This is a genomic window from uncultured Litoreibacter sp. (assembly GCF_947487515.1).
GTDB lineage: Bacteria > Pseudomonadota > Alphaproteobacteria > Rhodobacterales > Rhodobacteraceae > Litoreibacter.
In genome coordinates this window covers 119,761-145,884 of record NZ_CANKWO010000002.1, presented here as the reverse complement: position 1 = coordinate 145,884, position 26,124 = coordinate 119,761, and the positions used below count along the sequence as shown (strand labels likewise).

The window sequence follows — 26,124 nt, the reverse complement described above, 5'->3', positions numbered from 1 at the left end:
ACACAGAACGCCCATGTTTTATACCACTCTTCAAGTTGCCCTTGGTGGGGCCATCGGGGCCGCGCTTCGGTTTCTCGCAGGTGTTGGCGTCCTCAAGCTGACCGGCTCGGGGTTCCCGCTGGCCATCATGTCAGTGAACATTTTTGGCAGCTTTCTTATGGGGCTGTTCGTGGTCATCGCTGCCAAGACGTCCAACACCCATCTCAGCCCGTTCATCATGACGGGTGTGCTCGGGGGGTTCACAACGTTTTCCGCCTTTTCCCTTGAGGCATTTACTTTATTTGAGCGTGGCCAGACCGGTGCCGCCGGTCTATATGTGCTGGCTTCCGTCATTCTGTCCATAGCCGGACTGATCGCAGGCGTGATGATCGCCAGAGGACTATTCGCATGAGCAAGGTTCAGACCCTTAAAGTTGGCCCCGACGAAGCAGAGCAACGGCTGGATCGCTGGTTTCGCAAGCAATTCCCACATGTCCCGCAGGGCCGCATCGAAAAGATGTGCCGCAAAGGCGAAATCCGCGTTGACGGTGGCCGCGTGAAATCCAATACGCGCGTCGGACCGGGTCAAGAGGTGCGCATCCCACCATTGCCCACGCAAGAAGATATGGAAGCGCAAGTGCGCATGCCGCATGTCTCCAAAGCGGACGCCAAAATGATCCGCGACTGCGTCATCTATAAGGACGACCATATCATCGCGTTGAACAAGCCGCCGGGCTTGGCGGTTCAAGGGGGCTCCAAAACCACGCGCCACGTGGATGGCATGGCCGCGGCCTTGAGCTTTGATCGCCACGACACGCCGAAACTGGTGCACCGCTTGGACAAAGACACGTCGGGCGTTTTGGTTCTGGCGCGCACCCCTGCGATGGCCACGGCGTTGACTGCGGCCTTCCGCCATCACGGTACGCGCAAGATTTACTGGGCAATGGTGGCCGGCGTGCCTTACCCAAAGATCGGGACGATCAAATACGGTTTGGTCAAAGCAGGCGGTCATGGCAAAGGCGGCGAGGGCGAAAAGATGCATTGCGTCCATCCGCGCGATGTGGCGACGACAGAGGGTGCGAAGCGCGCGCAAACGGATTACGCGACGCTGTGTTTCCTTGGTCAGCGCGCCTCTTGGATGGCACTTGTGCCGGTGACCGGCCGCACCCACCAGCTACGCGCGCATATGGCGGAGATGGGCCACCCGATTGTCGGCGACGGCAAATACGGAGGCTCCGGTCAGGAAAATATGGGCGACGGCTGGGGGTCGCAACTGGGGGATGAGATCAGCAAGAAGCTGCATCTGCACGCGCGCTCTTTGGAGTTTGAACACCCTGTTACCGGCCAGATGGTAACCATAAAGGCAGAGTTGCCGACGCATATGCAACGCACATGGGACTTCCTTGGCTGGACCGAGAACGATGTGCCGAATGACCCGTTTGATGCGGATGAAAAATGGCAGAGTTAAAGCTCGTTGTTTTTGATGTCGACGGGACGTTGGTGGATAGCCAAGACGACATTGTCAGCGCTATGGCGAGTTCGTTTCAGGCACTTGGACAGCCGGTGCCGTCACGGGCCGACATCTTGGGCATTGTGGGGCTGTCCTTGCATGCGGCTTTCGAAAAATTGGCCCCAAATTTGTACCCCGAACACGGTGACGCACTTGTGGAAGGGTATAAGCGGTCATTCATGACATCGCGAAAGCTGCGCGATAGCACCGATAGCAGCCCGCTTTATGCGGGGGCACGTGACGCGATTGAGCGCCTGCATGCGCAAGACAACATATTGCTAGGGATTGCGACGGGAAAGTCGCGTCGCGGGTTGGACCACTTGCTGGATGCCCATGATCTGCGACGATATTTTGTTACTGCTCAGGTCGCGGATGATCACCCTTCGAAGCCACATCCGTCGATGCTGGAGCAATGCATGTATGACGTGGGCGTCGACGCCGCGCATTCGGTGATGATCGGCGACACCAGCTATGACATGGACATGGCGGCAAATGCGTCAATGGCCTCGATCGGGGTTGGCTGGGGCTATCATACGCCTGAAGTTTTGAAGCCAAGGGCGAGCTTGATTATTGACACCTACGCGGAGTTGGACGCCGCGCTACATAAGATTTGGAGCACGCCATCATGAGTGACTGGGCAGCAAAACGGTTTTGGAAAACGACGACGGTTGAGGCTGTTGACGGGGGGTACACTGTGCTCTTGGACGGGCGCTCGGTTCGGACGCCTGTAAAAACTTTGGTGCAGGTTCCCACGAAGGCCATGGCAGAGGCAATGGCCGCGGAATGGGATGCGCAATCCGAAAAGATCGACCCGTTGACGATGCCCGTGACGCGCGCAGCAAATGCCGCGTTGGACAAGGTGTCTGCGCAGCACGATGAAGTGGTGGATATGCTGGCGGCCTATGGAGACAGTGATCTGTTGTGCTACCGCGCAGATGGCCCCGACGGGCTGATCGCCAAACAAGCGCAGGGGTGGGATTCCCTGATTGACTGGGCTGCAACCGATCTTGGGGCACCGTTGCAGCTACGCAGTGGTATTATGCATGAACCGCAAGAGGCGAAGACCCTTTCGACGTTGCGGGGGCATGTTGCGCAATTTGATGCCTTTCGACTGACTGCGTTTCACGATCTTGTGGCGATTACCGGTTCTTTGATCTTGGGGTTGGCGGTCACGCGGGGGCGCTTATCGGCCGAGCAAGCTTGGGATTTGAGCCGAATCGATGAGGAGTGGCAGGTCGCGCAATGGGGGCGAGATGACGAAGCCGAAGCTCAGGCAGCGATCAAAAAGCGTGACCTAATTCGGGCCGATGAATTCTTTGTGCTTTGTGCCTGATTTGGCGACGAATGCTCAATAATTGCGAGGCATTGTATCATTTTTCGAATATTTCGCAGATTTTTCGATCAAATTCACAAACTTACCGTGGGTCAATTCGGCAAATTGGCTTGACGTTCTAGTGTTGATTTGGCCTTATTCAGCCTCACCAAGGGAAGTTGTTTCTCTTAGTATCGCTCACGGCCTTTCACTCGGCCGAATAAATCACTCCGCAAAAGGAGTGGACCATCAGGAAGAGGTTAACATGAAAAAATCCGTTTTTCTTGGCGCCCTGACCGTTGCTGGCATCATTGCTGGCGGCGCATCGGCAGCCACGCTTGACGAAGTAAAAGCACGCGGCAAGCTGAACTGCGGTGTTACCACCGGCGTTCCAGGTTTCGCTGAGCCAGACGCAAGCGGCGTATGGCAGGGCTTTGACGTGGCTGTATGCCGCGCGGTTGCAGCTGCTGTTCTGGGTGACGGCAACGCAGTAGAATTCGTTCCAACAACCGGTAAAACACGCTTTACGGCGCTGGCTTCCGGCGAGATCGATCTGCTGGCACGTAACACCACTTGGACATTCTCCCGTGACGTCGACCTGAAGTTCGAATTCACTGGCGTGAACTACTATGACGGCCAAGGCTTCATGGTTCCAACAGAGCTGGGCGTTGCATCGGCTAAAGATCTGGACGGCGCGACCGTTTGTATCCAAACCGGTACAACAACAGAGCTGAACCTTGCGGATTTCTTCCGCTCGAACAACATCTCTTATGAGCCAGTTCCAATCGAAACTGGTGCAGAAGCTGTTCAGCAGTATATCGCTGGCGCGTGTGACGTGTACACAACTGACGCATCCGCATTGGCTGCCCAGCGTGCAAACTTCGAAGACCCATCAGCACATGTTCTGTTGCCTGAAATCGTATCCAAAGAGCCACTCGGCCCGCTGGTACGTCACGGCGACAACGAATGGGCTGACATCGCTCGTTGGACATTGAACGCACTGATCACAGCTGAAGAGCTGGGTGTGACTTCTGTGAACCTTGAAGAGCTGTCTGCTGGCACAGAAAACCCAGAAGTTAACCGTTTGCTCGGCACCGAAGGCGAACTGGGCTCCATGCTGGGTCTGGACGCTGGTTGGGCCAAAGCGGCACTGGGTGTTGCTGGCAACTACGGCGAAATCTTTGAGAAAAACATCGGCGCTGCGACACCAATCGGTCTTGCACGCGGTTTGAACGCTCAATGGACTGACGGCGGCTTGATTTACTCGCCACCGTTCCGCTAAATACTTGAAGTTGAGGGCGCGATCCTAGATCGCGCCCTTTTCTTATCTAGACCTTACAACGACAAAGAGCTGGAAGCACCGCACGCGCAAATGACGTGCATATTTTAAGCGCCAGCCAAGACAGGGAACGTCCCAGATGACGACATTAGCCGACCCCCACAAGGAGTCGTTCAAGCTTTCTATGCTTTTGAACGACACGCGCTACCGCTCTCTTACATTTCAATTTATCGCGCTTGTCGCGATCATCGCTGCCATGGCCTTTATCGGGGGAAACCTCGTACGCAATCTCGCAGAAGCGGGATTGAATATTTCATATGATTTCCTTGGTGCGCAGGCTGGATATGATATCAACCAGCGCCTGATTTCATATGACAGCCAAGATACCCATGGTCGTGCGGCAATTGTAGGTTTGTTGAACACGCTGATCGTTGCGTTTTTGGGCTGTATCACAGCCACTGTAATCGGAGTGGTCGCAGGGGTTTTGCGCCTGTCGCCCAACTGGTTGGTGCGCAAGATCATGTCGTTCTACGTGGAAATCTTCCGCAACGTACCTGTGCTTATCTGGATCTTGATCATCTTCTCGATCATGATCAACGCCACACCGGCCCCTCGGGCGTTTAGGGGGGACAACGCGACCGCGTCGATGTGGTTCTTTGATTCTGTAGCAGTCACCAACCGTGGCGTTTACCTGCCAAAGCCGATTTGGGGCACCGGCTCCATGTTGGTCGTCGGGGTGTTTATTGCCTCAATCATCGGTATCTTCTTGTTCCGTCGCTACGCACGCAAGCAGTTGTTTGACCACGGAAAAATGGTTCCGACCTTGTGGCCAACCATCGGTCTTTTCTTCGTGCCTGCCATTCTGGCGCAACTTGTTATGGGGTCCCCAATTTCATTGGATTACCCAGAGCTGAAGGGTTTCAACTTTACAGGTGGTGCGCAAATTCGCGGCTCTCTGATTGCACTGTGGTTTGCCTTGGCAATTTACACAGGCGCCTTCATCGCCGAGAACGTGCGGGCTGGTATCCTTGCGATCTCCAAGGGGCAGACCGAAGCCGCTGGTGCATTGGGCCTGCGTCCGGGTCGTATCATGAACCTTGTTGTTCTGCCGCAAGCGCTTCGGATTATCATTCCGCCGCTGATTTCGCAGTATCTAAACATCACCAAGAACTCTTCGCTGGCGATTGCGGTGGGCTATATGGATTTGACCGGTACGCTGGGTGGCATCACTTTGCTGCAAACCGGTCGCGCTATTGAGGCCGTGCTGCTGTTGATGATGTTCTACCTCATCATCTCGCTGTCGATCTCGTTCATCATGAATATTTACAACAACTCAATGAAGCTGAAGGAGCGCTGATCATGTCTGATAGTACATCCAACGTCGCCTTCGTGCGTACAGAGCAAATCCCGCCATCGGCCCCACCAATGGCCGCGTCGGGTCCGGTTAAATGGGTCAAGGACAATTTGTTCTCTGGCGTGTTTAACACCATCCTAACTTTGGTCGCCTTCTATGTGGTGGCACGTTTCGCGGTTTTCGTCTTTCCGTGGTTCTATAACGGGGTCTGGGATGCGGCGAGCCGTAAGGAATGCCTTGAAATTCTAGATGGTGTAAACGGGGCCTGCTTCGCGGTTCTTGTAGATCGCTGGGATCACTTGGTGTTTGGCTTCAAGTACCCGCCTGAGGGGTACTGGCGCATCATTTTGTCTGTCGTGCTACTACTCGTGGCTGCAGCCCCTGCGCTATTCTCGTCATTGCCACGTAAGTTGTTGTTTTTCACAGCGTTCTACCCGTTCTTGGCCTTCTGGCTGGTTTGGGGCGGATCGCTTTGGCTGCCGCTGACCATCCTTGGGTTGATTATCGCCACACTTCTGATCTTCCGCCTGATTTCATCGGAAATTTCGGTAGATGTGCGTAAGCTTGTGGCTGGTGCAATTGGCGTGATTTGTGGCGCGGGCTTGGCGTATCTGCTGTTCATTGGCGCGCAAGAACTGGTGTTCATTGCGAACTCCGTGGGAACTGAAGGATTGGTTTCGACCGTAGCTTATGGCGTCTTCTGGATCATGGCGATCTTCGCTTACGTGTTCTGCATCCCGATGGGCATCTTCGTGGGCTACGCGATCTTCAACAGCTTTGAGGATGGAGGACTTGTATCCATTGTAGCATCGCTGTTGTTTGCCTACTTGGCTTTCAGCTTCTTGCTCGCCCCGATCTGGATGGCGCTGAATGCGGTTGCTCCGATTGAGCTGCCGGCGGTTGCTTCGCGTGACATGGGGGGCTTCATGCTCAACATGCTGCTTGGTACGATCTGTGTGTCGCTGTCCATCCCGCTTGGTATCTTGTTGGCCCTTGGCCGTCAGTCGCCAATGCCGTTGATCAAAGGCGTCTGCGTGGTGTTCATCGAATTCATCCGTGGCGTCCCCTTGATCACGCTGTTGTTCGTGGCGAACGTGATGCTGGCCTACTTCTTGCCGCCAGAATCCAACTTCGACCTGATCTTGCGCGTTATCATCATGATCACGCTTTTCTCGGCGGCCTATATTGCCGAGGTGATCCGCGGGGGCCTCGCGGCCTTGCCGAAGGGCCAGTATGAAGCTGCGGATAGTCTTGGTCTGGATTACGCCCAAGCAACCCGCCTGATCATCTTGCCACAAGCCTTGAAGATCTCGATCCCGGGCATCGTGAACGTCGCGGTGGGGCTGTTTAAGGATACCACACTGGTGTCGATCATTTCGATGTTCGATCTGGTTGGGATGATCCGTGGCCCGATCCAAAACTCGACTGAGTGGACCAGTGTTTACTGGGAAGTGTACGGCTTCGGCGCGCTACTCTTCTTCGTCGTCTGCTACTCGATCTCGCAATATTCCCAGTGGCTCGAGCGTCAGCTCAACACAAGCCATCACTAAGGAGACCTGAACCATGAACCAACAATCTCAAATGACGGTCTCCGACGAGGTCGCAATCGAAATCACCAACATGAACAAATGGTACGGCACATTTCACGTGCTGCGCGATATTGATCTGACGGTGCAACGTGGCGAACGTATCGTGATTTGTGGGCCTTCGGGCTCCGGAAAATCGACGCTGATCCGCTGCATCAACGCCTTGGAAGAGCATCAAAAGGGCAAGATCGAAGTTGACGGGACCGTGCTGTCGTCGGACCTGAAAAACATCGACAAGATCCGGTCCGAAGTGGGCATGTGCTTTCAGCACTTCAACCTGTTCCCGCATCTGACCATTTTGGAAAACTGCACGTTGGCTCCGATCTGGGTGCGCAAAACACCTAAGAAAGAAGCCGAAGAAATCGCGATGCACTTCCTTGAGAAAGTGAAAATCCCTGATCAGGCCAACAAATACCCGGGTCAGTTGTCCGGTGGTCAGCAGCAGCGTGTGGCGATTGCCCGCTCGTTGTGCATGAAGCCACGCATCATGTTGTTTGACGAGCCGACTTCGGCGCTTGACCCAGAGATGATCAAAGAGGTGCTCGACACTATGATCGAGCTGGCGGAAGAGGGCATGACCATGCTTTGCGTGACCCACGAGATGGGCTTTGCCCGTCAAGTTGCGAACCGCGTGATCTTTATGGATGCCGGCCAGATCGTAGAGCAAAACGAACCCGAAGAGTTCTTTAACAACCCGAAGTCCGAGCGGACCCAATTGTTCCTGAGCCAAATTCTCGGTCACTAAGATCACATACACACAATGCAAAAAGGTCCCGAGATTTCTCGGGACCTTTTTACGTTTTGAAGCTTTGGTTTAAGCGGTGTGAAGCTCTTTCAATTCGCGCGGCACAATGAATTGGATGACTTGGGCCATGCCGATTTTTAGCTCTGACCAATCCTCGACGGGAACTTCCGTGATCAAGGTCGCAGTGGTCGGATAAACCCCAAATCTATCGTGCGTTGGCGCCACATCCACTATGCGAGACGCCAGCTCTGCCATTCCAGGGTTATGCCCGACGATCATCAAATCACCTTTCGGCGCGCGTTGGATGCGGGCCAAAATCGCATCGCTTGAGGCGTGATAGAGGCCTTCGTCAAGGGTCAGGCTTGGTGCGCCACCCATGGCTTTGACCATCAGCTCTGCGGTCTCGTTTGCGCGTGTCGCCGTTGACGAGATCACTTGTGCGGGGACATGTCGGCGGCCCTCGACCCATTTCCCCATTCGCTGCGCTGCCGACTGACCCCTTTCATTGAGCGGGCGGTCATGGTCGTCCAGCATTAGGTCGTCCCAGCTGGATTTGGCGTGGCGGGTGAGGATAAGTTTCAAGTAGCGGCCCCTTTGTGAAATATCGACATGTGATACGCCGACTGTTCCTCCACCCTGCCATAGCTTTGGGAGATCGGGCAAGCGCGACGGACATTACACCCCCGTGATAAATGGGCCTTTCCAGCTTCCGTATCCAGAAAGCCGTGGCACTTGGGAACATCATATCCTTTGCCGTCCAGCGCTCCGGAGGGGCAGGCCGTAAGGCAAGGTTTGTCCGCGCAATCGTCACAAGGGCGCAACTGAGCGGGGGCCAAAATGGGGTCGTGAATGGAGGGCAGGTCAAGTGCGTCCTGAAACGCGAGAGCCCCGCGATAGGACACCATTAAACCGGCCTGCGCATGAACCAACAGGGAAACAGGGCTTTGCCATGCTTGGCCTGATGCCAGCGCCCAACGGAAAAAGGGGTGAAAAGGGGCGCCGCCAAAGGGGAACAACGGCTCTGCGCCAAGGGCTTCGGCCAAGCGGGAAATTACCCGCGCCGACCAACGATCCATAGGGTCGCCCAGATCGTCCATCCATTCAGGGCTGCTTGTGAAGGCGTCCCAAAACCCAGGTTCCAACGGGCCAAGCAGCACGAGCGTTTGACTGCCGGCGGGGGCAAGATCGTCGGGTGTCGGGTGAAATGCCCCCAACACAGCGAGGTTATGAGATGCGCAAAGGGTGCGAATATCAGCGAGGGTCACCACTTTTGGAAGGGCATCTTCAGAGACCAGCCAAGCTTCGCTGGGCGATCATCCTGCCATCGCAGGCCGATCTTCATGTCGTCGTGGCCCTCAGCAGGTTGCGCGATGTAGGTGCGGAACATGCGATCCCATATCGACAGGGAAAACCCGTAATTACTATCGTGTTCATGGCGATGGACGGAGTGGTGCACGCGATGCATGTCTGGGGTGACCAGCACCATCCGCATGATGGCGTCGATCCTTAAGGGGAGCTTGATATTTGCGTGATTGAACATGGCAGTGCCGTTCAAGATGATCTCGAACAGGATTACGGCCACAGCCGCAGGCCCCATCAGATAGACCAACCCGATCTTGAGCAACATCGACAGCGCTATCTCAATCGGGTGAAAGCGGATGGCGGTGGTCACATCGATATCAACATCGGCGTGATGAACCTGATGCAGCCGCCAGAGCAGAGGCACCTTATGAGTGATCAGATGTTGCGCCCATATGGCAAAATCCAGAATCAGAATGGCGAAAATGATCTCGATCCAGCTGGGCAACTCAATGGTGTTGAACAGTCCCCATCCGTTCGTTTGTGCATCATAGGCCGCACCAACCGCGAGCAAGGGCAAGAAGATCGCCATGGCACGAAGGGTAACTGAATCTATGATGATGATGGCCCAATTGGTCGTCCAGCGCGCCTTGCGTGTTTGGCGACGGTCGCGTCGCGGGGCAAAGGTCTCGAGGGCTGCGAACAAAGAGAACAGGCCTACAAAGACGACGAGGCGGATGAGTGCTTCATTTTCCATGTGTTCAAATTACGCAGTTAAGCCCAACAGGCAAGGGGGCCGACGTCGCAGTGCAGGAACTTCTATGTGAGTAGGGGGACGTTTAGCTGTCCTGACGGATCAAGGACCCCGCACCATGTGGAGTGAACAACTCCAGCAGGCAAGCGTTTGGAGCGCGACCATCCAAAATGACCGCAGCCCGCACGCCGCCATCCAATGCAGCCAAGGCCGTTTCCGTTTTGGGAATCATGCCGCCTGCGATCACACCATCTTCGGTTAACTGGCGAATGCGGGAGGCTGTCAGCTCAGTCACGACTTCGCCGCTGTCATCCTTGACCCCTGCCACATCCGTCAACAGCAACAGGCGGTCTGCCTTGAGGGAGGCGGCGATTGCTCCTGCGGCCGTATCGCCATTGATGTTAAAGGTTTCGCCCTCGTCGCCGAAGCCCAAGGGGGCGATGACGGGGATAATGTTGGCCTCAAACATTTGCCGCAAGACGCTTGGGTTAACTTCGACCGGATCACCCACAAACCCAAGTTCGGGTTGGGCCGCTTCGCAGCGTATCATCGCGGCATCTTTACCGGATAGGCCGACACCGCGCCCGCCTTGGCGGTTGATTGCTTGCACAATGCGCTTGTTGACCGACCCAGAGAGAACCATTTCCACGACCTCTACAGTCGCGGCATCAGTGACCCGCTTGCCGTTCACGAATTCCGACTGCACCCCAAGACGTGCCAACATGTCGTTGATCATCGGGCCGCCGCCATGAACAATCACGGGATTGATCCCGACTTGCTGCATGAGCACGACATCACGGGCGAACAGGTCCATAGCATCGTCGCTACCCATCGCGTGGCCACCCAGCTTTATCACGATGATGGCATCGTCATAGCGCTGCAGATAGGGCAACGCCGCCGACAATGTTTGCGCGGTTTCAATCCAGTTGCTGTTCATTGCAGTCTGCTTTTTCATGTAAGGCCGGTTAGTTGTGGGTTTCAGAGGTTCTATCGCTTGGCGTCGGCTCTGCCAAGCCGTACCAATCTAGACCAATGTGCCGATGATGTGGCGCAAAGTCGGAATGCCCAGACCTTTCTCGGAGGAGGTCAAAACAATCTCGGGGTAGGCGGCAGGGTGCTTTTGAAGTGCTGTGCTGACCTGCGCGATGACCTTGTCCAATTCGCCCTTTTTCAACTTGTCGATCTTGGTCAATACCACTTGGAAGGTCACCGCGGACTTGTTGAGCAACGTCAGGATTTCTTCGTCGACTGGTTTGACCCCATGTCGAGAATCAATCAGCACAAAGGCACGGCGCAAGGTTTGGCGGCCAGACAGATAGGCTTTCAACAAGCGTTGCCATTTTTGGACAACCGCGAGCGGGGCTTCGGCGAAACCATATCCCGGCAAGTCGACAAGGAAGTGGCTTTCTGCAAGCGTGAAGAAGTTGATTTCTTGCGTACGCCCAGGGGTGTTGGACGTCCGCGCCAAAGATTTCCGCCCGGTCAGTGCGTTGATCAGGCTTGATTTACCTACGTTTGAGCGTCCGGCAAAGCAGACTTCCAAGCGATCAGCAGGCGGCATGCCATCCATGGCGACGACGCCCTTAAGGAAGTCGGTTTCTCCGGCGAAGAGGACGCGGCCCTTTTCGACTTCTGCGGCGGTGGGTTCATCCGCGATGGTGAACGTGAATTCGGTCATATGATTTGTGCCTTATCACCCGTGCGAATTGCACCGGATTTCTTGACGACTCCATAGACACCGAAGTCTTGATGCCCCCAAGTTTTGAGCGCGCCCAATGTGTCGGAGTCTCGCTCGCCGGTCTCGGGGTTCACTGTCGTTGCAAGGCAACGGGTGATGCGTTCCTCGATGCTGAACTCAACCTCTCCAATGCGAAGTGTTTTGCCGACCCAGTTGAATTCGTCCCATGCTTCTAGCCCGTCGAGCCATAGGTTGGCGCGCCAACGTTGCATGGAAAGCTTCGTATCCAGCTGCGCCTCAACGGCGGCGTGGGTCGCTATGTTGGCGATCGACAGGGAAGGAAATGGCGTATCCGTCATGCCGCGCCCCTCCACCCGAACCACATGCGTGGACTGCGCGCGATTTTCGGGCATCAGCGGACGCACCCAATCCATGAATTGGGGCGCATCGCGTTCTGGGTGCAGAGTAACCGTTTCGCGGTTGGGGTGAGAAAGCGTCAAAGCCTCGGAGGTTTCATCGAGCTTGCAATCAATCGCCATCAGTTGCGGCGCTTTTGCACCGCGCGAGAAATTCGCGCAGCGCGCCCATTCCGTTCCATCTGTCCGCGCCCCTTCATGAGCCACGGCCCAAGTGCGATCCCACGGCATGGTTTGCCCTTCAATCAGGGCTACCTCGGACAGTTCCTCCCGCCCATGTGACTTGACGGGGTGGCGCCAGATATGAGCGAGAGTTACGGTCACTTTTTGTCACCTTCTATGGCCTTGTTCCGTTTGAAACCGGCTTTGATGTTGCCGAAGATATCGGGCTTATATCCTTGGCTGCGCATGATCGAGTATTGCTGAATGAAGGTAATCACGTTGTTCGCGATCCAGTAGATGACCAGACCGGATGCAAAACTACCCAGCATGAACATGAACACCCAAGGCATCCACGCAAAGATCATCGCCTGCGTGGCGTCGGTGGGGGCTGGGTTCAACTTTTGCTGCAACCACATGGAAATACCCAAGATGATCGGCAAGACGCCCAAGGACAGAATGAAGAAGAGTGAACCAGGCTCTGGTGTGGCATAGGGCAACGCACCAAACAAGTTCAGGATCGAGGACGGGTCAGGCGCGGAAAGGTCGCGAATCCAGCCAACCCAAGGCGCGTGGCGCAGCTCGATTGTGTTGAAGATAACCTTGTATAGCGAGAAGAAGATCGGGATCTGCAGCAAGATCGGCAAACAACCTGCGGCGGGGTTTACCTTTTCCTTTTTGTAGAGGTCCATCATGGCTTGCTGGAGCTTCTGACGGTCGTCGCCCGCCTTCTCTTTGATCTTCTCCATCTGAGGCTGCAGCTCTTTCATCTTCGCCATTGAGACATAAGATTTATACGCCAGCGGAAACAGCAGAGCCTTAATCAAAAGCGTCAGCGCAATGATCGACCAGCCCATGTTGCCGATAAGAGTATTGAGCCAGTGCAAGACCGCAAAAATCGGCTTTGTCAGGAAGAAGAACCATCCCCAGTCGATGCTGTCGATGAAGTTGTAAACGCCAGCGGCTTCGTATTCTTTGATGGCGTCCCATTCTTTCGCGCCGGCAAACAGGCGCGTGGTCACTTCTGCGGTTTCGCCAGCGGCGATGTCGACAGGCTGCAGGCGTGTTTCTGTTTGGTAAATGTCATGGCTGGGCACATATTTAACCACAGACGTGAATGGCTTGCTGCTGTCAGGGATAAGGGTGGTCATCCAGTATTTGTCGGCAAACCCGACCCATCCTTTTTCGCCCACCTCTACGACACTTGCGTTTGCAGCTTCTCGGGCCACGGTTGGCAGCTCCGGCATGTCGTCGTAATCGATCTCGTCCAACACGCCATCTGCCATCACCACAACGCCTTCGTGGGCAATGAAGAAGCCTTCGATTTCGGGCTCTCCGTGGCGGGCTACGATGCCATAAGGTTGAATGCGTTGCGCAGCGCCAGTCGTGTTTTCAACCTTCTGAGTGACGGTGAACATAAAGTTCTCGTCGACTGAGAAAATGCGGTGGAAGACAAGCCCGGCACCATTGTCCCAAGTCAGAGTAACTGGCGAGTTGGGGGCAAGATTTTCCCCTTGGGTCAAGCTCCATTGTGTGTTCGCGCCAGGAACCTGCTCATAGGTCAAAGAGCCCGAAGGCGCCCAGCCATAGAGCGCATAATAGGCGTTGTCGGTTCCAACCGGAGACAAAAGCGTCACATTGTCAGACGCATCATCCAGAGTTTCGCGGTAGCTTGAGAGCGCCAAGTCATCGAGGCGACCGCCTGTCAGGGAAATCGAACCCGTCAGGCTTGGTGTTTCGATTTTCAAACGGGTGTTTTCGGCCAACGCAGTTTCGCGGGTCTGTGCCACCGTCGCGGCCGCAGGCGCTGTGGGGACGCTGCCGGTTGCCGGCGGAAGGGCCGCAGACCCATCTTCTTGAACGACGGCTGTAGGGGTCGCATTGGGGTCTACAATGGGTTCTTCAGGCGGGAAGAAAAAGAACCAGCCAAGGATCACCAAAAAGCTAAGCGCAGTTGCAAGAATGAGGTTCTTGTTTTGATCGTCCATTGCGGGGGGCCACCTGTCAATTTTAAGTCAGGCCGGTTCAACAGGCTGAGGACCAAAAGGTCAAGCAGTATTGGCCCTTTTGCGATTTTTGGTGGTGTCTGTCGCATTGAGGGCGCGAGGATTTTCTACCCCGTCTTTTTGGGGAAGTAGCGCGTGTTGGACAGGCGATCTTTATGCTCCTGCAACCAAGCTATTGTGTGTTCGAAGGGCATCGGACGTGCAATCGCGTAGCCTTGCATATGTGTGCAGCCTAGCTGTGACAGAATACTTTTCTCCCCTAGGGTTTCTATTCCTTCGGCTAGGGTTTCAATTCCCATCTGCTCGGCCATGCTAATGATCGCGTTGATCATGCGTTGTTGATCCGCATCTTCATCAGCACGCGTAATGAAGGAGCGATCAATCTTGATGCGATCAACGGAAAACCGCCGAATGTTGGCCAAGGAGGCGTGGCCGGTCCCAAAGTCGTCGAGATCAATCCTATACCCTTGATCCCCCAAGGCTCTGATGTTGCGGGTAATTATGTCGTCATCACTTTCGGACACAACGGTTTCAAGGATCTCGATGGTCAGGCGCCGAGGTTCTATTTCGAACCGATCCACATCCCATTTGATTCGCTCAACAAGGCTGGGGTTGCGTAGGTCCTGCGTGGCGAAATTGACCGCGATCGAAGGGACCTTGTGGCCGGCAACATCCCAAGCGCGGATCGCCCGCAGGGCATGTTGCAACATGGTTTCGCTGAGTTGCTCCATTGCATTTGCAGCCTCCAGCGCAGGCAAGAAAACCATCGGGGCGATGATGCCGCGCGTGGGGTGATCCCATCGGGCCAAGACCTCGAAACCGGTGACCATCCCCGTGTCCGTGGAGATTTGCGGCTGGAACCAAGCAACGATTTGACCTGCTTGCAGGGCGTGGAGCGCATCTTGAGCATGCGCCCCAAGTTCGTCTGGCACGGCAGGAGTGTTGTTGGAGTAACCGCGCAAGCTTTCAGTGCCCTTCGATTTAGCGTCCAGTAACGCCAACAGGGCGGATTTCCGCATCGAAGACGCCGTCTTGTCGGGGGCCTGCGCTTCAAGGCAAAAGCCGGCGCTTAATGTGGTGTAGACATAGGCGTGATCAACGAGAATCGGGGTGCTGGCTGCTTTTTGCAAACGTTCAATCAGCGAGATAACCGCGCCTAATTCCGGAACGCGAACATTGGGCAAAGCCACGGCGAAACGCTGGGCATCAAGATGAACGATGACGTCATTCGTACGCAAGACTGAGCAAAGGCGATCAATCAATGTGGACGTGATTTGATCGACACCTTCTGCCCCCCAAGTCTCCAATAAGTCGGACTGCCCATCCAGCTCCAGAATAACAGCGGCACTTCGAAACGCGGGATCGGGCCGAGCAAGAGCTTCGTCAAGGGCGGCGTCGAAAGTCGCATTTCCGCCGGTGTGTAGCTGTATTCGGTAGGGGCGGGCTTGAGCAGGACGCACGCCCAGCAATAAGACCGGCAAGGCAAAGCTTGCGAGCATCAGGATTTCCCACCGCCCTGTCGCATAGGCTATCCCTGCGAACAGCGGCAACATCGCCAATCCCATCCGCGTTACCAGACTAGATTTGAATAGTCGCGACACGCTCACCCTCAACCGATCCATTGTTCACCCTTTCGCACTCCGATGACGAAACGCTAGGGGGAACGCGTGTTCGGAGCGTTAATCCTCCGGCAGCAAGTTCGGAGGGTTTTGTTCAACTTTTACCGGATCTCGCGTGAGCCCCGCAAAATCAAATAGAGTTGGATCAAGCAGGTGTGACGGGTTGGTATTGGTAAGCGCGCGGAACATTTTCTGCCGACGTCCGGGCGATTTTTCTTCCCATGTATCAAGCATTTGTTTGATGTTTTGACGTTGAAGCCCATCTTGAGACCCGCATAGGTCACAAGGAATAATCGGATAGTTCATGTCGCGCGCGAAGCGCTCGCAATCCGCCTCTGAAACATAAGCGAGCGGGCGGTAAACGAAGACGTCGCCTTCTTCGTTCAGCAGTTTGGGGGGCATCGCAGACAGGCGTGATCCATGGAACAGGTTAAGAAAGAAGGTTTCTAGGATGTCGTCTCGGTGGTGACCCAAAACCACGGCCGAGCAGCCTTCCTCGCGGGCGATTCTATAGAGATTTCCACGACGCAAACGTGAGCAAAGGGCGCAATACGTCCGACCGGCAGGGACTTTGTCCTTCACGATGGAATAAGTGTCTTGATATTCGATCCGGTTCGGCACACCCATCTTTTCCAAAAATTCCGGCAAAACAGTCGCGGGAAAATTGGGCTGACCTTGGTCCAGATTGCAGGCCAGTATTTCGACCGGAAGCAACCCGCGCCATTGCAGCTCGGTCAAGGCAGCCAACAATGTGTAGCTGTCTTTTCCTCCCGACAGGCACACCAACCATTTGGCGCCTCGTTCAACCATACCAAAGTCATCAATGGCCTGTCGCGTATCGCGGATCAGACGCTTGCGCAGCTTTTTGAACTCGGTTGTGGAAGGCGCGCCGTGAAACAGAGCGTGAATATCGTCCAAGGGCTCTTCGGGGGTGTCAGTTTTATCCAGCATGACCGCGCTTATAGGGGCAGGGCACGCGCAAAGGAAGCGCCTAGTCGCATTAGTCGGGGACGTCGTCCACACCCATTCCGCCCCACGGATTGCACCGCGCGACACGACGTGCGGCAAGCCATGATCCCTTAAGGCCACCATGTTTTCTCAGGGCTTCAAGGGCATAGGCAGAACAGGTTGGATCGTAGCGGCAATTGTGACCGACCCAAGGGCTGAAGACGGCGCGGTAGCCCCGCACGGGCAGGGCGCAGATCCACGCAAGCGGGGTCATGCGTGTACTTTCGCGACGGCGCGTTTCAGATCGTCGACCAATTGGTCAAAGGGGCGCGAGACCGTTTCGTTCGGGCGCCCGACAAGAACGTAGTCCCAACCCTGTTGCGCCTTTTCCCCCAAGACCAGCCGCGCCACCTCACGCAACCGGCGTTTTGCGCGATTGCGCGTCACAGCATTGCCGATTTTTTTGGAGCAGGTGTAGCCAATGCGGGGGCTGTCGTCGTCGCCCCTAGCGCGCGCTTGGAGAAGAAAACCGGGCTGGCCGGATCTGCGTGCACGTGCGGCACGCAAAAAGTCAGCCCGCGCTTTGATGACGTCCAGACGAACGAAAACCGCCGGTGGCGTATCCACGACCGGGACGTCTTGTCCTGTTTCGCGGGCCTCCGGCGGCATCTAGATTAACGAGAAGAAGGGCGCTTTACGCGCTCAGCTTCGTCCGGCCCTTCGCGCGGCGCGCGTTCAGGATTTTGCGACCAGCTTTGGTTGCCATACGTGCACGGAAGCCGTGACGGTGTTTGCGAACCAAGTTCGATGGTTGGTATGTACGTTTGCTCATGAGCGAGGCTCCTGCGGATCGGGGGCAAATCCAATATAGATTCGAACCCTTATGTGTTCAGAGCCTGCGTCATAGACAGCCCTGCGTTCTGCGTCAACGGGCAAAGCTGCCCATTTCTGCAACATTTCTACCAGAAGCTGTAACCAATTGCGCCTAAATTGACTATCTAGCAGGTGTTTCACTCACCCTTGATCAAGCGCGCGTGAACGACGCTATCAAATAATCAAGAATTCGCCCACTACCGTAACATCTTACAACTGCACAGAGCTGAACCCATGGCGGAGATGATGGCAAACACGAATAAATCTACCTTGCGGAAAAAACTACCGTTTCTTGTCATTTTGACTGCAGCACTGATTGGCGCTTCTACGCTACGCGATTACCTGAGTTTTGAGGCATTGCGCGATAACCGTGAGGCGCTGATCGCGTTTCGGGACGCGAATTATCTTGTGGCTGTGTTGGGGTTCATCGCTATCTATATTGTGATTGTCGCGTTCTCTTTGCCTGGGGCCGCGATCGCGACGCTGACGGGCGGTTTCCTTTTTGCCACGTTTCCCGGGTTTCTGTTTAACATCACGGCCGCGACGATCGGGGCTACTGCGATATTTTCTGCCGCACGTATGGGATTTGGCGACAAACTGGCCGCCAAAATGGAGAACAGCGAAGGTATGGTGAAGACGATCAAAGACGGCATTGATGAAAACCAGTGGTCTGTTTTGTTCTTGATCCGCCTTGTGCCCGCGGTGCCGTTCTTTGTGGCCAACTTGGTGCCCGCCTTGGTGGATGTGCCATTGCGCCGCTTTGTGATCTCGACGTTCTTTGGGATTATCCCAGGGTCGGTGGTCTACACCTCAGTGGGCGCTGGGTTGGGAGAGGTCTTCGCGCGCGGCGAAACCCCAAATCTGGGCATCATCTTCGAGCCACATATTCTATTGCCCATTCTTGGCCTATGCGCCTTGGCATTGCTGCCGATCATTATAAAGGCCGTCCGCGGCAAAGAGGGACTGTAAACATGAAGAAAATTACGACCGACTTGCTGGTCATTGGGGCCGGTTCCGGAGGTTTGTCGGTGGCCGCTGGCGCTGTGCAAATGGGGGCGAAAGTGGTGCTGTTGGAAGACCACAAGATGGGGGGGGACTGTTTGAACTATGGCTGCGTTCCCTCCAAGGCGCTGATTGCGGCGGGCAAGCAAGCATATGCTTTGCGGCACGGTGCTATGTTTGGGGTGGCGGACGTGGTGCCTCAGGTGGATTACGCGGCCGCGAAGGATCATGTGAACAAGGTGATTGCAACGATCGAGCCTGTCGACAGTCAAGAGAGGTTTGAGGGGCTTGGAGTGACCGTGATCCGCGAACGCGGGCGATTTACGGGGGAAAACACGGTTCAGGCAGGCGACACCGAAATTACTGCGCGGCGTGTTGTGATCTCGACCGGCTCTTCGCCTTTTGTCCCGCCTATTCCTGGGCTGGAGAATGTGCCCTATCTAACCAACGAAAGCCTATGGGATTTGCGTGAGTTGCCCAAGCATCTGCTGGTGGTCGGCGGCGGCCCGATTGGCATTGAGATGGCGCAGGCACATTTGCGTCTTGGGGCGAAGGTTACCGTAATTGAGGGCATGAAGGCGATGGGGAAGGATGACCCAGAGCTGGCGGCGGTTGTGTTGGAACGGATGCGCGCAGAAGGGATGGTCATTGAAGAAGATGCGCTCGCTGAAGAGATTTCCGGCACAGCTGGCAACATCACCGTGAAGGCCAAGGACGGGCGCGTTTTTGAAGGCACGCATTTGTTGATGGCGGTTGGCCGTGCGGCGAATGTGCACGATATGGACTTGGAAAAAGCCGGCATCGAATATTCCCGTCGGGGCATTGAGGTAGACGCGTCGATGAAGACGTCCAACAAAAAGGTCTATGCGATCGGGGATGTGGCGGGGCAGTTGCAGTTTACCCATGTCGCTGGGTATCACGCTGGTGTTGTCATCCGCTCGATTTTGTTCGGACTGCCCTCCAAGGCCAAGCAGGGCCACATCCCGTGGGCCACCTATACCGACCCAGAGTTGGCGCAAGTCGGCTTGACCGAAGCGGAAGCGCGGGAGGCGCATGGTGATAAGGCCGAAGTTTACCGCTTTCCATTCCACGAGAATGACCGCGCAATTGCCGAAGGAAAAACCACGGGCTTGATCAAGGTGATGGTCGTCAAAGGACGCCCAGTTGGAGCCTCTATTGTGGGCGCAAGCGCGGGCGATTTGATCGGCGTTTGGGCGCTGGCTATCGCAAACAACCTAAAAATGAGTCAGATTGCCGGAATGGTCGCCCCCTATCCCACACTGGGAGAGGTGAACAAACGCGCGGCGGGTGCCTATTTCTCGCCAAGACTGTTTGAAAGCGATATGGTGAAGCGAGTTGTTGGATTTGTTCAAAAGTTCATTCCCTAAGGCGCGCTGGTTGGAGGTAGGCCCTTGATCAATTCTCTTTCAGGCCGTTTTTTGCTGCTGTCGATCATCTTTGTGATGATTGCGGAGGTACTGATCTTCGTCCCTTCTGTTGCGCGATTCCGGCAGGATTACCTTTTGGCCCGTCTGGAAAAATCGCAGATTGCGTCTTTGTCGGTGCTGGCCTCACAAGACCAAAGCATCTCTCCTGATTTGGCGCAGGAGCTGCTTGATAACGCGGGGGTCTATAATGTTGTCCTGCGTCGTGACGTGGCCAGCCAACTTGTGCTGTCTTCGCCGGTACCAGGGGCGGTGACCACAATGGTTGATCTGCGCGATCCGTCCGCTTGGTACCTGATTATGGGGGCGATGAAGCAATTGTTCGACACCCGTGATGGGGTAATTCGCGTGCTCGGCGAGCCGACACAGGCGGCGGGCACATTGATCGAAGTTGCGATGCCACAGGCCCCACTTAGAACCGCCATGCTTGAATATGGATTGAACGTCCTTTTTCTCTCGGCTGTGATTTCGGTTTTTTCTGCGGCTCTATTGTTCTTAACAGTCGGGCGTTTCATGGTGAGGCCGATCAAGCGTGTTGTTCATTCGATGGAGGCCTATGCGCAGGCACCTGAGGACGCGCGGCTGGTGATCAAACCGACATCTGGCATCAACGAGCTGCGGGCCGCAGAGGACACATTGGCCGAATTGCAAACGCGGCTTACCGGCTCGCTCAAGCAGAAGGAACGTCTTGCCCAGCTTGGGGGGGCTGTCGCGAAGATCAGCCATGATTTACGCAATATCCTGACCACTGCCACATTGCTTGCGGACCGAATGGAGCGTTCGGAGGATCCTGCGGTGCAACGCTCGGCCCCCAAATTGGTGAATTCCCTTAGCCGCGCGGTGAACCTATGTGAAAGCACCTTGGCATTTGGCCGCGTGGACGAAGCGCAGCCCAAGTTGGCGATCACACAAGTGTTTGAGATCGCAGATGACGTACTGAAAAGCGAAGAGTTATCAGCAACGGATGGCATTCAATTCGTCTGCGATGTTCCCACACAGATGATGGTCCGCTGTGATAGTGAGCAGCTTTACCGAATACTCGGAAATCTGGTGCGAAACGCAAGGCAGGCGTTGGAAGCCGCGGGGGGAGCAGGGGAAATCAGCATCTCGGGCGCTGAATCCTCGGATGGCTGGTGTGTCATTGTCTCGGACACGGGGCCAGGACTGCCGCCCAGAGCACGAGAGAATTTGTTCACAGCATTCGAAGGCGGAGTGCGCGCAGGCGGTAGCGGACTTGGGCTTGCGATTGCGGCCGAACTCGCCCGCGGGCACGGCGGAAAGCTCTCGTTGCAGCGCTCCGACGAGTCAGGAACAGTATTCGAGTTGTATTTGCCCAAGGAAAACGCCTTGTTCAGCCAAGCCGCACAATAGCCACTTCTAGGAATGCGCCTGATGGATCATTTCACGGGCCTGTCTTTGCTGAAATTTGCTGTCCGGCGAACGTTCTTTTCAGAACTCGCTAAATTGGGGTTGCATTGCTGTTGAGGCAGGGTTACATCGCCCCCACACCGCGCGCTGGTAGCTCAGTTGGATAGAGTACTTGACTACGAATCAAGGGGTCGGGGGTTCGAATCCTCCCCAGCGCGCCACTTCTACTTTTGTGAAACGACACATAGTTCTGCCATTTGCGACGGAGCTTTACCTTTTTCGACGCATAGCTTTGCCTTTGGTCGTTTAAGATGACGTCTTGCATGATTACCCTTTCAAAACTGGTTTTGAGCAAAGCGCTTTAGCGCGCCTGCCTCTAAAACCTGCTCCCGGCGAGGGTTGGGGGTAGCAAGTGCAATACAATTCGACAGGGTTGGAGCGGCCCACAGGCGCAGCCGAGGACACGGCCCTGTTTAATTGTGTTGCAGGCGCGTGGGGACGACGTCCCCTAGTTCTTTTGTAGAGAAGGGCGGAGAGCCGACATTCGCTGCATTCGCGAAGAGTTGAGAGGGGCATGCAAGAGCGGACATTCATTCGTGACCTGATTGTCCACTGTCAATCTAATCATCAGCCATCCAAGAATGCGGCAACCCTTGCTTTTCGGTTCGTGACGTATTCTCGAAATCCATTCAAAATGTCAGGCATCGGCTGATCGCCATTTCTGGTCTCATCCAACTTACGGATTTCGTCGAGACACCGCTTCAATGACATTGGTTTGTCGTCTGGATGTGCCAGCCGCTCTGCAGTCTCACGATCTAGTCGGTCAACGACTTCTTTAGGCAAGCAAGAGCGGGCTTCAAAAAATATTAAGCGCGTTCCAAATTCGCGCAACCGCTCATCCTCCATAGTCTGGATGATTTCGTACTTGTCAGGCCATGGTGTCCTATGGAACTGGCGTGCACGCGCTGAGTCTGCATCGCTTAGCCAGATGCCGTGCAGTTTTTCTTCGATATGTGTGGGTTCTGCGAATGGTTCACGGCTAGTTGAGTAAATCTCAACTAGCCGATGCTTCAATTCGTCGTCCTCGATCACTGTACTAGCTCGATCTTCTAGCTCGTCGATACCAAGGTCTCCCAGCAACCCATCCGCTGCTTCCCACAGAGGGGTTATTGTTGGGCCCGCGTTTGTTTGGATTTTACGGATAGGGCAAGGTTTTCGAGATAGAAACGCATGCAGCTCCTGAGCGGTCAATGATGCAAGTTCGTCAAAGTTCAGCCGTAAGTCGATACAAAGCCGCCCATTCCCTGGGTTCGGGTCTTCTCCAATGAACGCGACTGGCGTGTGATAAGCTCTGTTCTTATAAATCTCTGTAAGAAGAAATCCTTCTTCTGTCGAAATGAACTCTGAAACAGCTGTTTTGTTCGAGAAGCGCACAAAGCGTTGCCATAGCTCGGGGCACCGCTGCATTATTTTCTTACATAAAAATAACGTTGTTTCTGCGTCAGACATCGCGTTATGAGCGCTGCCTACAGATATCTCATTTACTGCCGCCAAGTCAGCAAGGCGAAAGATGGGCGTTCCATCGTCCCGCAATGGTACCGTGATAGCATCTTGATCGATGGCGTAAGCGGCCAAAGCTAATGACAAGACATCATTTCTACCGTTGTTATGAAAACTGGTCAAATAGGCTGGATGAAGAGTTTGAAACAGCGCGTGCCGGAGCATCTCTTCATCAAATTTGACAGAATTGTACCCAAGGAAAATGGAAGGCGACCAACTACGCAGCTTGGCTTCCACGTGCTGCATCATTTCATAGTGAGACGGTTGTTCTTTATTGAGAAGCTTTTCGATTGGTAACCTGTTGATTGCCAATGCCTCAGGGTGTGGAACAACGTTCGGGTTAAGCCTAGAACGCATCTCGAACCGTTCAATCTCACTGAGGTTTTCATCGGTTCTGATCGCGGCAAAATGAACGATCTGGTCGAAGCCTTTGTGAAGCCCAGTCGTCTCAGTGTCAAAGAATACAAACGCCAAAAAAACTACCTCAAATCAAACCTCCCAGGCGGAACTTCATTGCAGCAACACTAACTCGGAACCTTTTTGCCAGTTTTTCGACACTTGTTTCGTCTTCCATGTCCAGGCCATCCGGCCCAATTTCTTCGAGTAAGAAATTTTCAGGCATTAAGAGTTCCGAAGCAAATGTATTAGCGTCAATTTCCAAAGGGTCGCTGCCTTGAGAAGAAACGGGATCGCGCCTCAATGCGCGCAGCCCTTTGGAAACATGAACCGTATTTTGTATCTCTGCAGCATGTAGTACGTGATGCCCCAACTCATGCGCCGCCGAAAAACGCTGACGGTTTGGGTGGTGCAACGCATTGATGCCAATAATTGAAATCCCATCTTGGGTGTATGCCATTCCAGACAGTTCTTCATCAAGCGGGGCATACTCAAGCATAATATTCTTAGATTTTATTATTCGCTCAACAGGGACTGGAACGCGTTTGATGCCGAACTCCTCTAGCACAATTTGCGCGGCGTTTCTTGCCCGTTTTCTATCGGGCGTCATCGTCCCTGTCTCTTTTGGTCACCCTGTTTCAGGGCTTTCCTAATCAAGTCGTTGACGCTTCTCCTGCTTGTATCCGACAAGGCTTCGTTTGTTGGCAACATATCGTCCTCCTCTTGAGTTCTGGCAATTGTTTTCAATGAAGGCAGCAAGTCCGAAACACTCACAACATCTAGAGCCGAGGCTATAGCGTACAGGTGATGAAGCGCGACATTTTGGTGGCCTCGCTCCATGTTTGCTATCGACGCACGTGAGAGACCCGTCCGTGTCGCTAGGTCATTCTGTGTCAAATTGAGCTGCTTTCGCCGGGACGACATGTTGTCTCCAAAGGCCATATAGATTGCTTTTCTGGACATAGACACTGTTACCCTTCGAAACCCAAGCGTGTCAACAATGCAAACATATGTTTGCAATATAAACATTGAGACGTTTACATTGACAACTCTCCGTTAACCATGCAGTTTCCAATCATGAGATTCGAAAACCTTGGATCAGACTGAAAGAAGGAAAGAAAATGCCGAAACGAAACCAGCATATTGTACCTCATGAAAACGGATGGGCAGTTCGCGGGGCTGGGGCCCAGCGGGCGACATCGGTCCATACAACACAGCAGCAAGCAATTGATGCGGGACGAAGCATCTCGCAAAATCAAGGCTCAGAGCTTCTTATTCATGGACGCAATGGTCAAATCCGCGCCAGAGACTCTCATGGCAATGATCCTTACCCACCCAAAGGTTAACACGCAGCAAGATGAGGTTTGCACCTCATACAAATAACTCCCTGAACGCAGGAGCCCAAATATGGCTAGCTACTATGTAAACAAGAACCAGCAATCCAACGGTGACCATGAAGTACACACAACAGGGTGCTCATGGCTGCCACAGACTGCCAACCGCATCTACCTTGGCGAATTCGCGGGCTGTGCAAGTGCGGTCGCAGAGGCCAAGAAACATTATTCGCAGGTGAATGGTTGCTACTATTGCTGCGAAGCGTGCCACACAGGCTAAATTAAACAAAAGGACAACGGTTATGCCGATCAAGAAAAGCGACATCGAACACGTCTGGGGGAAAGCGGCACCTGTTCGCGGGAAAAACCCCAATCAGTATCGAAGAGATTCAAAGGGAAATGTGATCTACAAGGCTGCATACGGTAGAAACAGCCCGATGGGTTGGCAGGTTGATCACATCAAGCCTTCGTCTAAAGGAGGATCCGATAGCAGGCGGAACCTGCAGGCCCTGCAAACGGCTGCCAATCGCCAGAAGTCGGATAAGATGCCAGCCAAATCAAAGTCTCGGAGCTTTTGGTGATTGGCCGTAAATGACGGATCCATGCAAATTAATCTAGCCCTGCCAAATTGGGGCCAATTTCATAAATATCAATCAACAGACCAGAAAGCCTATTACTTGTTCCGGTCGTTTAACGAAAAGATATTTGTCGAAGTGAATAGACCGAAGCTTCTATGCGTCTAATAAGATAAGGAATGAACATGGCACAATGCACAGCACCAAGAAATGGCCACCGTACTGCTAGTGGGGCCGCGAATTGTCCTGCGTGTCGTGGTGGTAGGTCTCGCGGCTATGGCGGATATAGTTCCTACTCAACCCCGTCGTACTCAACCCCATCCTACTCATCATCTGGAAGCAGACGTAGTGATGGCGGAGGGCGTAATAGCACTGCTAAGCCACGCTGGTCGCGAGCTGGTTCGTCTGTTGTCTACACGCCAGCCCAAGTACGGACACTCACGCCGGTTCGAGAAAACGTAGAGAGTCTAGCGGCCTCACAGCCTGACCTTCGTGACGTGTTTCTTTGCCACGCGTGGGACGACAGGCAGGGATCAGCAAAGGAATTGCATGATCTACTTGAAGCATCGGGTGTCCGCGTGTGGTTCAGCGAAAAAGACCTTGGCCTAGGTGTGCCGATGATGCGTGCTATCGACAAAGGTTTGGTGAATTCGCGTGTCGGCATCGTTCTGGTGACTCCAGCCATGCTAAAACGCCTTCCCGCTGAAGGCGTCGCAGACAAAGAGCTTTCGGCACTCCTTCGGCGCGAGCGGCTTATCCCGGTTGCACATGGAACAACCTACGAAGACCTTGAGAAGGTTAGCCTCTTGCTCGCCTCCCGAGCCGGTCTGAGTACCGCTGAAGAGACGATGGCCGAAGTCGCGACAAAAATCGCTGAATTGGTAGCCGTTTAGTCGGGTCATGGGCACGAAACGGAAGCCAAATTCTC

30 protein-coding genes and 1 tRNA gene are annotated in these 26,124 nt (G+C 54.5%); 16 read left to right on the top strand and 15 right to left on the bottom strand.

The window, feature by feature from the left end:
- Positions 1-13: 13 nt before the first annotated feature.
- From crcB to Q0746_RS06150, 8 genes are all read left to right on the top strand, one after another.
- A complete protein-coding gene (gene crcB / locus Q0746_RS06185) occupies positions 14-391 on the top strand; it encodes a fluoride efflux transporter CrcB (RefSeq protein ID WP_298258334.1) in 378 nt (125 codons plus the stop codon).
- Positions 388-1,446 carry an RluA family pseudouridine synthase gene (locus Q0746_RS06180; protein WP_298258332.1) on the top strand — a complete coding sequence of 353 codons (1,059 nt, stop codon included), beginning with the start codon at positions 388-390 and terminating at the stop codon, positions 1,444-1,446. The genes crcB and Q0746_RS06180 overlap by 4 nt, the downstream gene beginning before the upstream one ends.
- Positions 1,434-2,117: an HAD-IA family hydrolase gene (locus tag Q0746_RS06175; protein WP_298258330.1), complete on the top strand. Its 684-nt coding sequence runs from the start codon at positions 1,434-1,436 to the stop codon at positions 2,115-2,117. Before Q0746_RS06180 ends, Q0746_RS06175 begins: the two co-directional genes overlap by 13 nt.
- Complete coding sequence (locus Q0746_RS06170) at positions 2,114-2,821, top strand: ATP12 family protein (protein ID WP_298258328.1); 708 nt, start codon at positions 2,114-2,116, stop codon at positions 2,819-2,821. Before Q0746_RS06175 ends, Q0746_RS06170 begins: the two co-directional genes overlap by 4 nt.
- A gap of 244 nt (positions 2,822-3,065) precedes the next feature.
- Entirely contained in the window at positions 3,066-4,082 is a 1,017-nt protein-coding gene (locus Q0746_RS06165; RefSeq protein ID WP_298258326.1) for an amino acid ABC transporter substrate-binding protein, read from the top strand.
- 136 nt (positions 4,083-4,218) lie between these two features.
- Entirely contained in the window at positions 4,219-5,436 is a 1,218-nt protein-coding gene (locus Q0746_RS06160) for an ABC transporter permease subunit (protein ID WP_298258325.1), read from the top strand.
- Positions 5,437-5,438: 2 nt separating this feature from the next.
- A complete protein-coding gene (locus Q0746_RS06155) occupies positions 5,439-6,983 on the top strand; it encodes an amino acid ABC transporter permease (protein ID WP_298258323.1) in 1,545 nt (514 codons plus the stop codon).
- 13 nt (positions 6,984-6,996) lie between these two features.
- On the top strand, positions 6,997-7,764 hold the full coding sequence (locus Q0746_RS06150) for an amino acid ABC transporter ATP-binding protein (RefSeq protein ID WP_298258321.1): 768 nt from the start codon (positions 6,997-6,999) through the stop codon (positions 7,762-7,764).
- 69 nt (positions 7,765-7,833) lie between these two features.
- Here the strand turns inward: Q0746_RS06150 and Q0746_RS06145 are convergent, their stop codons facing one another.
- The 12 genes from Q0746_RS06145 to rpmH all read right to left on the bottom strand — a co-directional run bounded on the left by Q0746_RS06145 (position 7,834) and on the right by rpmH (position 17,475).
- Entirely contained in the window at positions 7,834-8,346 is a 513-nt protein-coding gene (locus Q0746_RS06145) for a histidine phosphatase family protein (RefSeq protein ID WP_298258319.1), read from the bottom strand.
- Positions 8,343-9,029, bottom strand: a complete 687-nt coding sequence (locus Q0746_RS06140) for a ferredoxin (protein ID WP_298258317.1) — start codon at positions 9,027-9,029, stop codon at positions 8,343-8,345. Before Q0746_RS06140 ends, Q0746_RS06145 begins: the two co-directional genes overlap by 4 nt.
- Positions 9,026-9,820, bottom strand: coding sequence for a sterol desaturase family protein (locus tag Q0746_RS06135; RefSeq protein WP_298258315.1), 795 nt, complete (start codon positions 9,818-9,820; stop codon positions 9,026-9,028). The genes Q0746_RS06140 and Q0746_RS06135 overlap by 4 nt, the downstream gene beginning before the upstream one ends.
- Before the next feature lie 82 nt (positions 9,821-9,902).
- Positions 9,903-10,754 carry an acetylglutamate kinase gene (argB, locus tag Q0746_RS06130; RefSeq protein WP_298258313.1) on the bottom strand — a complete coding sequence of 284 codons (852 nt, stop codon included), beginning with the start codon at positions 10,752-10,754 and terminating at the stop codon, positions 9,903-9,905.
- 87 nt (positions 10,755-10,841) lie between these two features.
- A complete protein-coding gene (gene yihA, locus Q0746_RS06125; protein ID WP_298258312.1) occupies positions 10,842-11,495 on the bottom strand; it encodes a ribosome biogenesis GTP-binding protein YihA/YsxC in 654 nt (217 codons plus the stop codon).
- Positions 11,492-12,235, bottom strand: coding sequence for an MOSC N-terminal beta barrel domain-containing protein (locus Q0746_RS06120; protein WP_298258310.1), 744 nt, complete (start codon positions 12,233-12,235; stop codon positions 11,492-11,494). The genes yihA and Q0746_RS06120 overlap by 4 nt, the downstream gene beginning before the upstream one ends.
- A complete protein-coding gene (yidC, locus tag Q0746_RS06115) occupies positions 12,232-14,058 on the bottom strand; it encodes a membrane protein insertase YidC (protein ID WP_298258308.1) in 1,827 nt (608 codons plus the stop codon). Before yidC ends, Q0746_RS06120 begins: the two co-directional genes overlap by 4 nt.
- A 125-nt stretch (positions 14,059-14,183) precedes the next feature.
- Entirely contained in the window at positions 14,184-15,677 is a 1,494-nt protein-coding gene (locus Q0746_RS06110) for a GGDEF domain-containing phosphodiesterase (protein ID WP_298258306.1), read from the bottom strand.
- A 78-nt stretch (positions 15,678-15,755) separates the two neighbouring features.
- Positions 15,756-16,646 carry a tRNA 2-thiocytidine(32) synthetase TtcA gene (gene ttcA, locus Q0746_RS06105; RefSeq protein ID WP_298258304.1) on the bottom strand — a complete coding sequence of 297 codons (891 nt, stop codon included), beginning with the start codon at positions 16,644-16,646 and terminating at the stop codon, positions 15,756-15,758.
- A 49-nt stretch (positions 16,647-16,695) separates the two neighbouring features.
- The gene (yidD, locus tag Q0746_RS06100) at positions 16,696-16,917 is read right to left on the bottom strand and encodes a membrane protein insertion efficiency factor YidD (protein WP_298258302.1); all 222 of its coding nucleotides are present in this window, start codon (positions 16,915-16,917) and stop codon (positions 16,696-16,698) included.
- Complete coding sequence (gene rnpA, locus Q0746_RS06095; RefSeq protein ID WP_298258300.1) at positions 16,914-17,270, bottom strand: ribonuclease P protein component; 357 nt, start codon at positions 17,268-17,270, stop codon at positions 16,914-16,916. Before rnpA ends, yidD begins: the two co-directional genes overlap by 4 nt.
- Positions 17,271-17,337: 67 nt before the next feature.
- Positions 17,338-17,475: a 50S ribosomal protein L34 gene (gene rpmH / locus Q0746_RS06090; RefSeq protein ID WP_298258298.1), complete on the bottom strand. Its 138-nt coding sequence runs from the start codon at positions 17,473-17,475 to the stop codon at positions 17,338-17,340.
- Positions 17,476-17,762: 287 nt separating this feature from the next.
- On the opposite strand from rpmH, the gene Q0746_RS06085 reads away from it, so the two are divergent.
- From Q0746_RS06085 to Q0746_RS06070, 4 genes are all read left to right on the top strand, one after another.
- Positions 17,763-18,485, top strand: a complete 723-nt coding sequence (locus Q0746_RS06085; protein ID WP_298258296.1) for a VTT domain-containing protein — start codon at positions 17,763-17,765, stop codon at positions 18,483-18,485.
- Positions 18,486-18,487: 2 nt separating this feature from the next.
- Positions 18,488-19,906, top strand: coding sequence for an FAD-dependent oxidoreductase (locus Q0746_RS06080; protein ID WP_298258294.1), 1,419 nt, complete (start codon positions 18,488-18,490; stop codon positions 19,904-19,906).
- Between the two features lie 24 nt (positions 19,907-19,930).
- Positions 19,931-21,334 carry a HAMP domain-containing sensor histidine kinase gene (locus Q0746_RS06075; protein ID WP_298258292.1) on the top strand — a complete coding sequence of 468 codons (1,404 nt, stop codon included), beginning with the start codon at positions 19,931-19,933 and terminating at the stop codon, positions 21,332-21,334.
- Between the two features lie 141 nt (positions 21,335-21,475).
- Positions 21,476-21,552, top strand: a tRNA-Arg gene (locus tag Q0746_RS06070).
- Positions 21,553-21,958: 406 nt separating this feature from the next.
- On the opposite strand, the gene Q0746_RS06065 is transcribed toward Q0746_RS06070, so the two are convergent.
- The 3 genes from Q0746_RS06065 to Q0746_RS16685 are packed head-to-tail and all read right to left on the bottom strand — an operon-like array spanning position 21,959 to position 24,211.
- The gene (locus Q0746_RS06065) at positions 21,959-23,365 is read right to left on the bottom strand and encodes an exonuclease domain-containing protein (RefSeq protein WP_298258290.1); all 1,407 of its coding nucleotides are present in this window, start codon (positions 23,363-23,365) and stop codon (positions 21,959-21,961) included.
- 10 nt (positions 23,366-23,375) lie between these two features.
- The gene (locus tag Q0746_RS06060; RefSeq protein WP_298258288.1) at positions 23,376-23,897 is read right to left on the bottom strand and encodes an ImmA/IrrE family metallo-endopeptidase; all 522 of its coding nucleotides are present in this window, start codon (positions 23,895-23,897) and stop codon (positions 23,376-23,378) included.
- Positions 23,894-24,211 (bottom strand): helix-turn-helix transcriptional regulator, encoded by a 318-nt coding sequence (locus tag Q0746_RS16685; protein ID WP_363322754.1) that lies wholly within the window; start codon positions 24,209-24,211, stop codon positions 23,894-23,896. Before Q0746_RS16685 ends, Q0746_RS06060 begins: the two co-directional genes overlap by 4 nt.
- A 197-nt stretch (positions 24,212-24,408) precedes the next feature.
- Between Q0746_RS16685 and Q0746_RS06055 the strand changes: the two genes are divergently transcribed.
- The 4 genes from Q0746_RS06055 to Q0746_RS06040 all read left to right on the top strand — a co-directional run bounded on the left by Q0746_RS06055 (position 24,409) and on the right by Q0746_RS06040 (position 26,089).
- The gene (locus tag Q0746_RS06055) at positions 24,409-24,633 is read left to right on the top strand and encodes a DUF2188 domain-containing protein (RefSeq protein ID WP_298258286.1); all 225 of its coding nucleotides are present in this window, start codon (positions 24,409-24,411) and stop codon (positions 24,631-24,633) included.
- 61 nt (positions 24,634-24,694) lie between these two features.
- Positions 24,695-24,901 (top strand): hypothetical protein, encoded by a 207-nt coding sequence (locus Q0746_RS06050; protein ID WP_298258284.1) that lies wholly within the window; start codon positions 24,695-24,697, stop codon positions 24,899-24,901.
- A gap of 22 nt (positions 24,902-24,923) precedes the next feature.
- On the top strand, positions 24,924-25,202 hold the full coding sequence (locus Q0746_RS06045) for an HNH endonuclease domain-containing protein (protein WP_298258282.1): 279 nt from the start codon (positions 24,924-24,926) through the stop codon (positions 25,200-25,202).
- Positions 25,203-25,375: 173 nt separating this feature from the next.
- Positions 25,376-26,089, top strand: a complete 714-nt coding sequence (locus Q0746_RS06040; protein ID WP_363322739.1) for a toll/interleukin-1 receptor domain-containing protein — start codon at positions 25,376-25,378, stop codon at positions 26,087-26,089.
- Positions 26,090-26,124: the final 35 nt, after the last annotated feature.